The organism is Clavibacter sp. A6099 (genome assembly GCF_021919125.1).
Taxonomy (GTDB): Bacteria; Actinomycetota; Actinomycetes; order Actinomycetales; family Microbacteriaceae; genus Clavibacter; species Clavibacter seminis.
The window spans coordinates 2,051,306-2,064,227 of the sequence record NZ_CP083439.1 but is presented as its reverse complement, the minus strand read 5'-3'; the positions used below and the strand labels follow the sequence as shown (position 1 = coordinate 2,064,227).

The window sequence follows — 12,922 nt, the reverse complement described above, 5'->3', positions numbered from 1 at the left end:
GCACCACGCGCACGACACGAACCGGGATCCCACCGTGGCCTCTGAGCACCTCGTCCCCGCCCATCCCGACGTCCTCGCGGGCCTCGACCACTGGCGCACCCTCGAGGTCAAGCAGCAGCCGCAGTGGCCGGATGCCGCGGCCGTCCATGCCGCGTCCGCCGAGATCGCCCTGCTGCCGCCCCTGGTCTTCGCCGGCGAGGTCGACCTCCTGCGCTCGCGCCTCGCCGCCGCCGCCGACGGACGCGCGTTCCTCCTCCAGGGCGGCGACTGCGCCGAGACCTTCGCGGGCGCCACGGCCGACGCCATCCGCAACCGCGTGAAGACCGTGCTCCAGATGGCCGTGGTCCTCACCTACGGCGCGGCCATGCCCGTGGTGAAGATGGGCCGCATGGCGGGCCAGTTCGCCAAGCCCCGCTCGAGCGACTCCGAGACGCGCGGCGACCTGACGCTGCCGGCGTACCGCGGCGACATCGTCAACGGCTACGACTTCACGCCCGAGTCGCGCGCCGCGGATCCCGCGCGCCTCGTGAAGGGGTACCACACGGCCGCATCGACCCTGAACCTCATCCGCGCCTTCACGCAGGGCGGCTTCGCCGACCTCCGCGAGGTGCACAGCTGGAACAAGGGCTTCGCCGCGAATCCGGCGAACCAGCGCTACGAGCAGCTCGCGCGCGACATCGATCGCGCCATCAAGTTCATGGAGGCCGCGGGCGCGGACTTCGACGACCTCAAGCGCGTCGAGTTCTACACCGGCCACGAGGGCCTCCTCATGGACTACGAGCGGCCCATGACGCGCATCGACTCGCGCACCGGCACGCCGTACAACACCTCGGCGCACTTCATCTGGATCGGGGAGCGCACGCGCGACCTCGACGGGGCGCACGTCGACTTCCTGTCGCGCGTGCGCAACCCGCTGGGCGTCAAGCTCGGGCCGTCGACGACGCCGGATACGGTGCACGAGCTCATCGAGAAGCTCGACCCGGACCGCGAGCCCGGCCGCCTCACCTTCATCACGCGCATGGGCGCCGGCAGGATCCGCGACGCCCTGCCGCCCCTGCTCGAGGCGGTGAAGGCGTCGGACGCGAACCCCCTCTGGGTCACCGACCCCATGCACGGCAACGGCCTCACCACGCCCACCGGCTACAAGACGCGGCGCTTCGACGACGTCGTCGACGAGGTGCAGGGCTTCTTCCAGGCGCACCGGGCGGCGGGCACGCATCCCGGCGGCATCCACATCGAGCTCACCGGCGACGACGTCACCGAGTGCCTGGGCGGATCCGAGCACATCGACGAGGCGACGCTGGCCACCCGCTACGAGTCGCTGTGCGACCCGCGGCTCAACCACATGCAGAGCCTCGAGCTCGCGTTCCTCGTGGCCGAGGAGCTGGCCGCCGCGCGCAGCTGATCCCGCCCGCACGACGATGCCCCGCGGCCCTCTGGGTGGCGGGGCATCGTCGTACCAGGACCGCGGTGGCGCGCGCCGGATCAGCCGGAGGCGGTGATGCCGAGGTTCACGGTGGACCCGCGGCGGACCATGGCCCCCGCATCCGGGCTCGCCGACGCGACCTTGGTGATGCTGTCGGGGAGGGCGTCCCAGAACGCGGAGTACGCGTACTTGAAGCCCGCCTTGTCGAGCTCGGCTTTCGCTCCATCGCGCGTGAGGCCGACGACCTTCGGCACCGCCACGAGGTCCGGACCCTTGGAGATCTCGAGCCCCACCTTGCTGCCGGGGGCGTCGCCGAGTCCCGAGCGCACCGGGTTCTGGTCGAGGGCGTAGACCGAGATGACCTCGCCCGTGTCCACGTCGTCGCTGAAGCTCTGCTTCCCCGGCTCGCCGACGAGGCCCGCCTGGGCGAGGGTCGCGTTGGCCTGGTCGACGGATCGACCGTTCACCTGCGGGATCTTGCCCGCGGCGACCACCAGGGTCACGGGCTGCTGCTCGGGGTACTGGGCGCCGAGGGGCGCTCCCGCCGAGTCCAGCACCTGCACGACCGTGCCCTCGGCGGCGTCGCCGTACTGTCGGATGGTCGCCTCCTGCACGACGAACGGCACGCCCTCGAGGCGCGTGCGGGCGTCCGCCTCGGCGGCCCCGACCGCGTCGGGCACGTCGAGCAGCCGTGGACCGGTCGACGCGTACAGCGTGACGGTGGATCCCTGGTCCACGGGCGTCCCCGAGGCCGGGACGCTGCGGGTCACGTGCCCCACCTCGACGTCCACGCTCGGCTCCTCGGCACGCGCCACGACGAAGCCCTGACCCTGCAGCGTGCCGGCCGCGTCGTCGACGGCCATGGCGGCGACGGACGGCACCGGCACGCGCGCGCCCGGGCCCTGGCCGTAGTACCAGCCCGTGCCGCCGGCGAGGGCGGCGAGCATCACGACGAGGAGCGCGAGCATCCAGCCGCGCGAACGTCGGCGCGAACCGGCCGCGGCCAGGGCGACGACGGACTCTGGCTCGGTGCGCTCGGTCTCCTGGCGCGTCATGACGGGAGGCCCGCCCACGACCTTCGTCTCGCCGGTCGTGACGGAGGGGAGCGCCGGGGCGCTCGGGAAGACCACGGTGCGCTGGAGCGGGGCCGGATCTCCCGACCGCGCGTCGAGCCGGTTCTGGACCGCGTAGAGCTCGTCGAGGAGCGCCCGTGCGTCGCGGGGTCGTTGCTCGGGATCCCGGGCGGTCGCCCAGAGCACCAGCTCGTCGAGCTCGACCGGCACGGACGCGTTGGCGGTGCTGGGCGTCGGCACCTGGTCGTTCGCGTGCTGGTACGCGATCTGCATGGGCTGCTCGCCCTTGAACGGCTGCTCGCCCGCGAGCATCTCGTACATCATGATGCCGACCGCGTAGATGTCGCTGCGGGTGTCGGCGATGCCCCGGGTGACGAGCTCGGGGGAGAGGTACGCGATGGTGCCGAGGAGCGCCTGCCCCGTGGCGGTGTTCGCGCTGACGGCGCGAGCGAGCCCGAAGTCGCCGATCTTGATGCGCCCGTCGTCCGCGAGCAGCACGTTCTCGGGCTTGAGGTCGCGGTGGACGATGCCGGCCTTGTGCGCGGCGGCGAGCCCCGAGAGCACGGCCTCGAGGATGTCGAGCGTCTGCTCGGGCGTCAGCCGCTCGTACTCCTGCAGCAGCTCGCGCAGCGTCATGCCGGGGAGGTACTCCATGACGAGGTACGCCATGTCCGAGTCCTGGCCCTGGTCGAAGACGTTCACGACGTTGGGGTGCGCCAACCGCGCGGCCGACCGCGCCTCCTGGATGAAGCGGTCGCGGAACGCGCTGTCGTCGGCGAGGTGCCCGTGCATCACCTTCACGGCGACGCGGCGCTCGAGCCGGAGGTCGGTGGCGACGTAGACCGTCGCCATGCCGCCGCGCGCGATGCGGGACCTGACCTGGTACCGACCGTCGAGGAGACGGCCGATCATGGGGTCGGTCGGGCTGGAGGTCACTGGATGATTCTAGGGATCGCGGGTGCCGGGGCCTCCCCGGCACACCGGTGCGCCGCCTGGCGGGTGCGCCTGCGGATCGGCGTCAGCCGATCTCGTCGAGCCAGGCCCAGGCCGACGCCTCCCACTTCGCGTACGCGTCGGGGTAGGCGGAGTACTGCACGGCCTGTGCGGCCTGCGTGACGGTCATGGACTTCCACCCGGCGATGTCGAGGAGTCCGCGCGTCAAGCCGGGGTTCGGATTGACGCTGCCGCCGAAGAACGCCTTCGAGGCGAACACGGGGTCGTGGAGCTGCTCGGGCTTGCCCCAGCCCTGGCTCGGGCGCTGCTGGAACACCCCGATGGAATCGCGGTCGCCCCAGTCGAGGTTGCGCAGCGTCGACTCCTGCGCCGCGGTCGCGAGCGCGATGACGAGCCCGTAGTCGCTCACGCCGGCGGAGCGGCCGACCTCGACGATGACCCGCGCGTTGCGGCGCATCTCATCGGTCATGATCGTGGTCCCGTCGAGCGACGCGACCTGCACCACGGCCGTCGACGCGTGCGGGATGGTGAGCTTGCTGCCCGCGTAGATGATGCTCGACCAGTTGAGCCCGTTGGCGTTGAGGAGATCCTGCACGGTGACGCCGGACTTCGTCGCGATCCTGTGCAGGGTGTCGCCGGTCGCGATCGTGTACGTGCCGGAGAGGCCCTGCTTCGCGGCGGGCGATGCGCTCGCGGGAGCCGAGGGCGCAGCCGCCGCGGTGGACGCCGCCCCCGGGATGGTGAGGCGGTTGCCGGGGAAGATGGTGCTCGTCGCCTGCAGGCCGTTCGCCTGCAGGACCGACGACGTCGAGACGCCGTGCTTCCCGGCGATGCCGGTCACGGTGTCGCCCGCGACGACCGTGTAGCTCGCACCGGCTCCGGTCGGAGCCGAGGCGGGCGCGGCCGTCGAGGCGCCGGAGCCGCCGAGCGTCAGCGTCTGCCCGGGGAAGATGGTCGTCTTCCAGCCGAGGCCGTTCTGCGCGAGCACGGATGCGGTGGAGAGGCCGAAGCGCCCGGCGATGGTGGAGACGGTGTCGCCCTGTTCGACCACGTAGGTGGCGGGCGCCGCGACCATGGGCGCCGCTGACGGGGCCGCCGTCGGAGCCGCGACGCGGGGGAGCTTGGTCTGCGTCGCACCGGACTTGGCCTTCGGCACGCGCTTGACGGGGGCGGCCTCGGCGGGCGTCGCCATGCCGAGGCTCACCGCGAGGGAGCCGACGAGGACGATGGGCATGGTCGCGAGGAGCGCCTTGGAGCGGCGGTTCGCCGAGCGTCCCGCGGAGGTGTCCGAGGACCGGCTGGGGTCGCGAGGAGAGGTGGGTTCGGTCATGGGCATGCTGGTCTACTCCGGCCGTCGTGCTCGATTCCCTGATGCAGGAGTTCCACGTTAACACGCAGGGAGAGAAAAGCACACATAAGGGACGGATGTGACTGGAGTGAACAGCGACACGCGTCTTCGGCGGATAGGCAGTCGTTCGACGGCCACGATCGCCGCGTCGTCCGGGCCCCGGGTCCCGGGGCCACGTCCGGACGTGCCAGCATGTGAGGCGTGAACGAGCCCTATGCCGACCGTGAGTGGTTGACCGTCCCCGATCTCGTCGACCTCCTGGGTCTCACCGTCAGCCGCGTGCGTCGGCTCATCGAGGACAGGCGCCTGCTGGCCGTCCGTCTCGACGGCGTGCTCAAGGTGCCGGCTGTGTTCCTGCGTGACGGCGAGCCGCTGTCCGAGCTGCGGGGCACGATCATCGTGCTCGGCGACAACGGCTTCACCGACGAGGAGGCCATGCAGTGGCTCCTCACGGAGGAGCCGAGCCTCGGCGCGGCCCCCGTGGACGCGCTGCTCGCCGGGCGCAAGGCCGAGGTGCGGCGAGTGGCCCAGGCCAGCGCCTGATCCCCTCCCTCGTGGTCGTCGACCGCCCGGCGCGAGCCGCTCGGGTCGCGATCAGGTGACGCGGCGCGTGACGCTGTCGACGAGCAGCTCGAGCTGGTTCTTCGCGCGGGAGCCGATGGGTGCGTCACGCAGCGCCGCCAGTGACTCCCGCACGTGGCGCGCGATCATCCCCTCGACCTCGTCGAGGGCCCCGCTCTCGCGCAGGATCGACTGGAGCACGCGGATCTGCTCGTCGTCGAGGTCCGGATCCCCGAGGAGCGCGTCCACCGTGCGGCGCACGCCGTCCGGGAGCCGGCGGCGTGCCAGCGCGATCAGGACCGTCCGCTTGCCCTCGCGGAGGTCGTCACCGCTCGGCTTCCCGGTCACGGCGCTGTCGCCGAAGACGCCGAGCACGTCGTCGCGCAGCTGGAACGCGATGCCGAGCGGCAGCCCGATGGCACGTAGGGCCACGACCTGCTCGGGCGTCGCCCCCGCGAGGCTCGCGCCGACGACGAGCGGGGCCTCGATGCTGTACTTCGCGGACTTGTAGACGATCACGTTGTGCGCGCGGGCGAGAGTGTCCTCCTCGGGCACCGTCGGCCACGCCACCTCCTCGAGCACGTCGAGGTACTGGCCGAGCGTGACCTGGGTCCGCATCGTGGCGAGCTCGGCGCGGGTGGCGCGTGCCGCCGATCCGTCCGCCAGCGCCAGGAGCGAGTCGATGAGCAGCTCGTCGCTCCAGCCCAGGAGGAGGTCACCGAGGAGGGTCGCGCCCGCCTCGCCGAAGCGCGGCGAGGATCCGACCCAGCCGCCGGCTGCGTGGAGCGCCTCGAAGCGCCGGTGGGCAGCGGGTCGGCCGCGACGCGTGTCGGAGCGGTCGATGATGTCGTCGTGCACGAGCGCAGCGGCGTGGAAGATCTCGAGGCCGGCGGCGACGCCGACGACGGCGCGATAGCCCGGTCGCTCCTCGCCCTGCGGGCGTCCGGCGGGGGAGGGCTCGAGGTCGATGACCGAGCGCCAGCCCCAGTAGCAGAACTGCGCGCGGAACCGCTTGCCGCCTCTCAGCAGATCCGAGGAGAACTCCTGGATGGGCACAAGATCCGGGCTGATCTCCCGGAGTCCCGCCGCCTGCGCCGTCAGGAAGTCGTCGAGGCGGGTCTGGACGTGGCTGACGAGGCGGTCGCTTTCGGGCACCCGCCTAGCCTAGCCAGGGGCAGGGAGCTAGAATTCACGGGTGAACACCAACGCGTCGTCCCGAGCCTGAGGGGAACATGATGCCGCTTTCCGAGCAAGAGCAGCGCCTGCTGGAGGAGATGGAGCGCAGTCTCTATCACAACGATGCAGACTTCGTGGCGACCGTCAGCGGTCGCCGCAGCAGACCCAACTACACGATGGTCGTGGTCGGGGTGCTGGTCATCGTCCTCGGCATCGCCGCCTTGGCCGCCGGCGTCATCACCAAGCTGGCCATCATCGGCATCCTCGGCTTCGCGGTCATGATCGTCGGAGCGCTCCTCATCTTCAGCCCGCGCGACGCGGCTGGCGGTGCGTCGTCGCCCACGTCTGCTCCGGCTCCCGGCCGAGGTGGAGCCAAGCGTCCGGCCTCGTCGTCCTCCTTCATGGACAGGATCAACGAGCGCTGGGAGAAGCGCCAGGGCGGTCAGGACTGACCTACGACTGAGGCGGTCCTCCACCGCCCTCCACTCGACCCGAAGGGGCCGATCCCGAACAGGGATCGGCCCCTTCTCCTGTCTCCCTCCGTCGCCCACATCCCTCCCCAGCGCCCCGCCGGCCGTCCTCGGACCGCCCGTGGGGCGCTTCTGCGTGCCCACGGCGCGCCGGTCGCCACATTCCCCTCCACATCCCTCCCCAGGAGAAGGGCCAGGCGATCACTGGGATCGGGGGACACTCCCCGCGAATTCACCCTGCGTCCCTGGCGGTGTGTGGAGGGCTGTGGAGTAAAGTGGAGCAAGTCCTGAACCATGGCCGGAGAGACAGGGGGTGTCGGTGTGTTCCTTGGCACCCATTCGCCTCGTCTCGACGACAAGGGGCGGCTCATCCTCCCCGCGAAGTTCCGCGACGAGCTCGAGGGCGGCGTCGTCATGACGCGCGGCCAGGACCGTTGCATCTACGTGTTCACGACGCGCGAGTTCGAGGAGCTGCACGACCGCATGCGCCAGGCGCCCCTCGCGAGCAAGCAGGCGCGGGACTACATGCGCGTCTTCCTGTCCGGGGCGAACGCCGAGACGCCGGACAAGCAGCACCGCATCACGATCCCGCAGGCGCTCCGCACCTACGCGGGCCTCGACCGCGAGCTCGCGGTCATCGGCGCGGGCAGCCGCGTCGAGATCTGGGACGCCGGCACGTGGGACGAGTACCTCACCGCCAACGAGAGCGCGTTCGCCGACACCGCGGAGGAGGTGATCCCCGGCCTGTTCTGACCCCGGCCCCTGACTCCCAGCCGTCCGACGCCCTGCCGCACTTCCCCGGTGGCAGGTCGGGACGGATGGGGATCAGGAGCCGCGGACAGGACGGAGGGATGCCATGGCACTCGACGACATCCACACCCCCGTCCTCCTCGAGCGGTGCCTCGAGCTGCTCGCCCCCGCACTCCAGGGCGAGGGCGCCGTGCTGGTCGACGCCACCCTCGGGATGGCCGGCCACTCCGAGGCGTTCCTCGACGCGTTGCCGGGCCTCCGGCTCGTGGGGCTCGACCGCGACCCCGACGCCCTCGCCATCGCGGGGGAGCGGCTCGCGCGCTTCGGCGACCGCGTCCACCTCGTGCACACGGTCTACGACGGCATCGGTCGCGCGCTCGACGGGCTCGGGATCGGCGAGGTGCAGGGCGTCTTCTTCGACCTCGGCGTCTCGTCGCTCCAGCTCGACCGCGTCGAGCGCGGCTTCTCGTACTCGCAGGACGCGCCCCTCGACATGCGCATGGACGGGACCGCCGGTCTCACGGCCGCGCAGGTCGTCGCCGAGTACGACGAGCTCGAGCTGCGCCGGATCTTCTACGACTACGGCGAGGAGAAGCTCGCCCCTCGATACGCCAGCCGCATCGTCCAGGCGCGCGAGGTGGAGCCGATCACGACCTCGGCGCGGCTCGTGGAGATCATCCAGCAGGCGACGCCCGCCGCGGTGCAGCGGGCCGGGCACCCGGCCAAGCGCGTGTTCCAGGCGCTGCGCATCGAGGTCAACCAGGAGCTGAGCGTGCTGGCCCGGGCGATGCCGGCCGCCATCGACCGGCTGGCCGTCGGCGGACGCGTGGTCGTCGAGTCGTACCAGTCGCTGGAGGACCGCATCGTGAAGCGCGAGCTGCGCGCCCGGTCCACGAGCACCGCGCCCGTCGGGCTCCCCGTCGAGCTCCCCGAGCACCGTCCGGAGCTGAAGCTCCTCGTCCGCGGCGCCGAGCTCGCGGACCAGCACGAGATCGCCCAGAACCCCCGCGCCGCTTCCGTCCGGTTGCGCGCCGCCGAACGAGCCAGGAGGCGACACGCATGACCGATGCAGCACGCGCGACCGCGCGTCCCCGGATCCGGCCGTCCGCCGAGCCGCCCACCCGCCACATCGAGGTCGTCGCCACCCGCGGCCAGCGTCGCGCCCGCCCGCGCACCGTCTACGCCGTGATCGTGGTGGGCGGGCTCTTCGTCGTCCTCCTCGCACAGCTCCTGCTCTCGATCGGCCTGTCCGACGGGGCGTACGCGATCCAGTCGCTGCAGCAGCAGCAGAAGGAGCTGGACCGCACCCACCAGGCGCTCACCGAGGACGTCGACCGGCTGTCGTCCCCGCAGAACCTGGCGCGGAACGCCCAGGCGCTCGGCATGGTCGCGAGCGCGTCGCCCTCCTTCCTCTCGCTCGACGGCACCATCCAGGGCACGCCGCAGGCGAAGGACGGCGCCACCACGGCGCTCACGGCCGACACACTCATCGGCAACTCGCTGCTCTCCGGAGTCCCGCTCACCATCGAGAGCGACCCGGAGAAGCGCGCGGCCGCGCTCCAGGCCGCGACCGCGCAGGAAGGTGCCGCCGCGGTCGACCCCGGCTCGGCCATCCCCGGCTCCGCCGAGGCCTCAGGCGGAGTGACCGCCGGGACCCCGAGCGCGCCTCCCGCGTCCGGTGCGGCCTCCGGGCTAGCGTCGGCCACGTCGATCCCGACCCCGCAGACCCGCTGATCACGTCCTGCGCCGAGAGGCGCAGGACACCGCACGACACCGCTCCCACGGAGCACCGCACCGCACCGCAGGCATCGAGAGGAACATCCGAGTGAGCACGATCTCGAACCGACGGCGCATCGCCTTCTCCCTCATCGCGATCCTCGCCGTCATCGGGGTCTTCGTCGTCAAGCTCATCGACATCCAGGTCGTGCAGGCCACGGAGCTCAACGAGGAGGCGCTCGGCAAGCGGGCCATCTCGCAGACGCTGCCCGGCGTCCGGGGCAGCATCTACGACGCCGACGGCAAGGTGCTCGCGGACAGCGTGCTCCGCTACGACGTGACGATGGATCCGTCCAAGGCCGGCGACTTCACCCGGACGGTGGCCGGCGACGACGGCAAGCCCGTGAAGCAGGACGTGTCGCTCGCGGACGCCGAGGCGCAGCTGGGCGCGATCACCGGGCAGAAGCCCGAGGAGATCCACGGGCTCATCACGGGAGCGCTCGCCAAGGACCCCAAGTCGCTGTTCGGCTACGTGACCAAAGGCGTCGACGTCGATGCGTACCTCGCCATCCGGGACCTCAAGATCCCGTGGATCTACTTCCAGGCCGTCTCGAGCCGCACGTACCCCAACGGGCAGATCGCGGGCAGCATCCTCGGCTACATCGCGGGCGACGGGACGATCAAGGCCGGGCTCGAGCAGGAGTACGACTCCTGCCTCGCGGCCCAGGACGGCGCGCAGACCTACGAGCGCGGCGCGGACGGCGTGCCCATCGCCGGCAGCACCGTCACGCAGAAGCCGGCCAAGGACGGCAGCGACGTGATGACCAACATCGACACGGACCTCGAGTACTTCGCGCAGACCGCCGTCGCCGAGCAGGCCGTGAAGGTCGGCGCCGACTACGGGCACGCGACCATCGTCGAGGTGAAGACGGGCAAGGTCCTGGCGGTCGCCGAGTACCCGTCCGTGGACCCCAACGACGTGTCCGCCACGAAGCCCGAGGACCGGGGGAGCCGCGCGTTCAGCTCGCCGTTCGAGCCCGGATCCACGCTCAAGGCCGTGACCGCCGCCGCGCTCCTCGACTCGGGCAAGGCCGACGCGGGCACGCACGTGGTGGCGCCGTACACGTTCACGCGCCCGAACGTGAAGCTCAGCGACAGCTACGTCCACCCCGACCTCCACTTCACGCTGGCCGGCGTGCTCATGGACTCCTCCAACACGGGCATCTCGGCGCTCGGCGAGCGCCTCTCCGCCCAGGAGCGCTACGACTACCTGAAGGCGTTCGGGGTGGGCGGCGACACCGGCCTCCACTTCCCCGGCGAGAGCAGCGGCCTGATCCGGCCGTGGCAGGAGTGGGACCCGCAGACCAACTACGCGACCATGTTCGGCCAGGGCCTCACGACCACGGCGCTGCAGGTCGCGAGCATCTACCAGACCATCGGCAACCACGGCGTGAAGCTGCCGCTGTCGCTCGTCTCCGGTTGCAAGGCCGCCGACGGCACCGTCACGGACCAGCCCTCGACCCAGGGCACGCAGGTCGTCTCGCCCCAGGCGGCCGACTCGACCGTGAACATGCTCGAGACGGTCGTCACCGACGGGCACCTCTCCAAGGACCTCACGATCCCCGGCTACCGGGTGGCCGCGAAGTCCGGCACGGCGCAGGTCGCGGAGGCCGACGGCAAGTACGGCAAGAACTACCTGGTGTCGATCGCGGGCCTCGCGCCGGCCGAGGACCCCCAGTACGTCGTGTCGATCAGCCTGGCCAATCCGGATACCATGAAGTCCTCGGCGGCCGCGGCGCCCGTCTTCCAGAAGATCATGTCCCAGGTCCTGAAGACGTACCGGGTGCCCCCCTCCACCGTGCCGTCCCCGAACCTCGCCACGACCTACTGAGAGATGAGGGCGATGACCTCCCCTGCCACTCCCGCCCTCCGCCCCGAGCATCCCGTCGCACGGTCGCTGTCCGGCCTGGTGAGCGACTTCGCGCTCGACGTCGTCGGCGACGTGGACGACGTGGAGGTCACGGGCGTCACCCTGTCCTCCGGCGACGTGCAGCCCGGCGACCTGTACGTCGGGCTCCGGGGGGTCCGCGTGCACGGCGCCCGCTTCGCCGCCGACGCGGCGGAGAGCGGCGCGGTCGCGGTGCTGACCGACCCCGACGGGCTCGCCGACGCCCAGGGCTCCGGCCTCCCGGTGATCCTCACCCCCGACCCGCGCGCCGCCCTCGGCGACATCTCCGCATGGGTCCACCGCTCGGCCGAGAACCCGGCGACGCTCTACGGCGTGACGGGCACGAACGGCAAGACGAGCGTGGTGTACCTGCTCGACGGCCTGCTCCGCCAGCTCGGCGTGGTGACCGGGCTCACGTCGACGGCCGAGCGCCGCATCGGCGAGGAGAGCATCACCAGCCGGCTCACGACGCCCGAGGCGAGCGAGCTGCACGCGCTCCTGGCGCGCATGCGCGAGGCCGAGGTCCGCGCGGTGACGATCGAGGTGTCGGCGCAGGCCCTCACCCGGCACCGCGTCGACGGCCTGGTGTTCGACGTGGCCGCCTTCATCAACCTGAGCCACGACCACCTCGACGACTACGCGGACTTCGAGGAGTACTTCGACGCCAAGGCCGCGTTCTTCGACCCCGACCGCGCTCGCCGCGGCGTCGTCTCGCTCGACACCGAGTGGGGCCAGCGCATCGTGGACGGATCCCGCATCCCGATGACCACGATCGCCTCGAAGCCCGGCGTCGACGCCGACTGGACCGTCACGGTGCTCGAGCAGACGCCCGACTCGACCGGTTTCCGCCTCGAGGGGCCCGACAACCGGGTGCTCGTCTCGCGCGTGCCCGTGCCCGGCTGGTTCATGGCCGCCAACGCGGGGCTCGCCATCGTGATGCTCGTCGAGTCCGGCTACGACCTCGACGCCGTCGCCCACGTGCTCGACCGCGACGGCGGCATCCAGGCGTACATCCCGGGTCGCGCCGAGCGCGTCTCCGGCGACACCGGCCCCCTCTTCTTCGTCGACTACGGGCACACCCCCGACGCCTTCGAGCAGACGCTGCAGGCGCTGCGTCCGTTCACCCCCGGGAAGCTCGTGATGGTGTTCGGCGCCGACGGCGACCGCGACACCACGAAGCGCGCCGAGATGGGCGCGATCGCGGCCCGCCTCGCCGACGTCGTGGTCATCACCGACTACCACCCGCGCTACGAGGACCCGGCGTCCATCCGGGCCAGCCTCATCGCGGGGGCCACGGCCGCGGTGCCCGACCGCGAGATCCACGAGGTGCCCGACCCCGCCACGGCGATCCGCACCGCGGTGTCGCTGGTCGGCGAGGGGGACACCATCCTCGTCGCCGGACCCGGGCACGAGGACTACCACGAGGTGGCCGGGCGCAAGATCCCGTTCTCCGCCCGTGACGACGCGCGCGCGGCCCTCCGCGACGCAGGCTGGAGCTGA

General features: G+C 71.7%; 11 protein-coding genes. 8 read left to right on the top strand and 3 right to left on the bottom strand.

Features of this window, described 5'->3' with window-relative positions; genetic code table 11:
- Positions 1-34 precede the first annotated feature (34 nt).
- Entirely contained in the window at positions 35-1,405 is a 1,371-nt protein-coding gene (locus KYT88_RS09750) for a class II 3-deoxy-7-phosphoheptulonate synthase (protein WP_043586456.1), read from the top strand.
- 80 nt (positions 1,406-1,485) lie between these two features.
- On the opposite strand, the gene pknB is transcribed toward KYT88_RS09750, so the two are convergent.
- Complete coding sequence (gene pknB, locus KYT88_RS09745; protein WP_043586457.1) at positions 1,486-3,435, bottom strand: Stk1 family PASTA domain-containing Ser/Thr kinase; 1,950 nt, start codon at positions 3,433-3,435, stop codon at positions 1,486-1,488.
- An 82-nt stretch (positions 3,436-3,517) separates the two neighbouring features.
- Complete coding sequence (locus tag KYT88_RS09740; protein ID WP_051629356.1) at positions 3,518-4,789, bottom strand: muramidase family protein; 1,272 nt, start codon at positions 4,787-4,789, stop codon at positions 3,518-3,520.
- Between the two features lie 213 nt (positions 4,790-5,002).
- Here KYT88_RS09740 and KYT88_RS09735 point away from each other — a divergent pair, with 213 nt between their 5' ends.
- On the top strand, positions 5,003-5,344 hold the full coding sequence (locus tag KYT88_RS09735; RefSeq protein ID WP_043586459.1) for an Rv2175c family DNA-binding protein: 342 nt from the start codon (positions 5,003-5,005) through the stop codon (positions 5,342-5,344).
- A 51-nt stretch (positions 5,345-5,395) separates the two neighbouring features.
- Here KYT88_RS09735 and KYT88_RS09730 read toward each other — a convergent pair whose 3' ends face one another.
- A complete protein-coding gene (locus KYT88_RS09730; RefSeq protein WP_043586460.1) occupies positions 5,396-6,517 on the bottom strand; it encodes a polyprenyl synthetase family protein in 1,122 nt (373 codons plus the stop codon).
- A 77-nt stretch (positions 6,518-6,594) separates the two neighbouring features.
- Here KYT88_RS09730 and KYT88_RS09725 point away from each other — a divergent pair, with 77 nt between their 5' ends.
- From KYT88_RS09725 to KYT88_RS09700, 6 genes are all read left to right on the top strand, one after another.
- The gene (locus tag KYT88_RS09725; protein WP_051629357.1) at positions 6,595-6,990 is read left to right on the top strand and encodes an SCO2097 family morphological protein; all 396 of its coding nucleotides are present in this window, start codon (positions 6,595-6,597) and stop codon (positions 6,988-6,990) included.
- A gap of 339 nt (positions 6,991-7,329) precedes the next feature.
- Positions 7,330-7,761 carry a division/cell wall cluster transcriptional repressor MraZ gene (gene mraZ, locus KYT88_RS09720; RefSeq protein ID WP_012038555.1) on the top strand — a complete coding sequence of 144 codons (432 nt, stop codon included), beginning with the start codon at positions 7,330-7,332 and terminating at the stop codon, positions 7,759-7,761.
- Positions 7,762-7,864: 103 nt separating this feature from the next.
- Positions 7,865-8,821 (top strand): 16S rRNA (cytosine(1402)-N(4))-methyltransferase RsmH, encoded by a 957-nt coding sequence (rsmH, locus tag KYT88_RS09715; RefSeq protein WP_043586462.1) that lies wholly within the window; start codon positions 7,865-7,867, stop codon positions 8,819-8,821.
- Complete coding sequence (gene ftsL, locus KYT88_RS09710) at positions 8,818-9,492, top strand: cell division protein FtsL (protein WP_043586464.1); 675 nt, start codon at positions 8,818-8,820, stop codon at positions 9,490-9,492. Before rsmH ends, ftsL begins: the two co-directional genes overlap by 4 nt.
- A 91-nt stretch (positions 9,493-9,583) precedes the next feature.
- Positions 9,584-11,365 carry a peptidoglycan D,D-transpeptidase FtsI family protein gene (locus KYT88_RS09705; protein ID WP_043586466.1) on the top strand — a complete coding sequence of 594 codons (1,782 nt, stop codon included), beginning with the start codon at positions 9,584-9,586 and terminating at the stop codon, positions 11,363-11,365.
- 12 nt (positions 11,366-11,377) lie between these two features.
- Positions 11,378-12,922: a Mur ligase family protein gene (locus KYT88_RS09700; RefSeq protein ID WP_043586468.1), complete on the top strand. Its 1,545-nt coding sequence runs from the start codon at positions 11,378-11,380 to the stop codon at positions 12,920-12,922.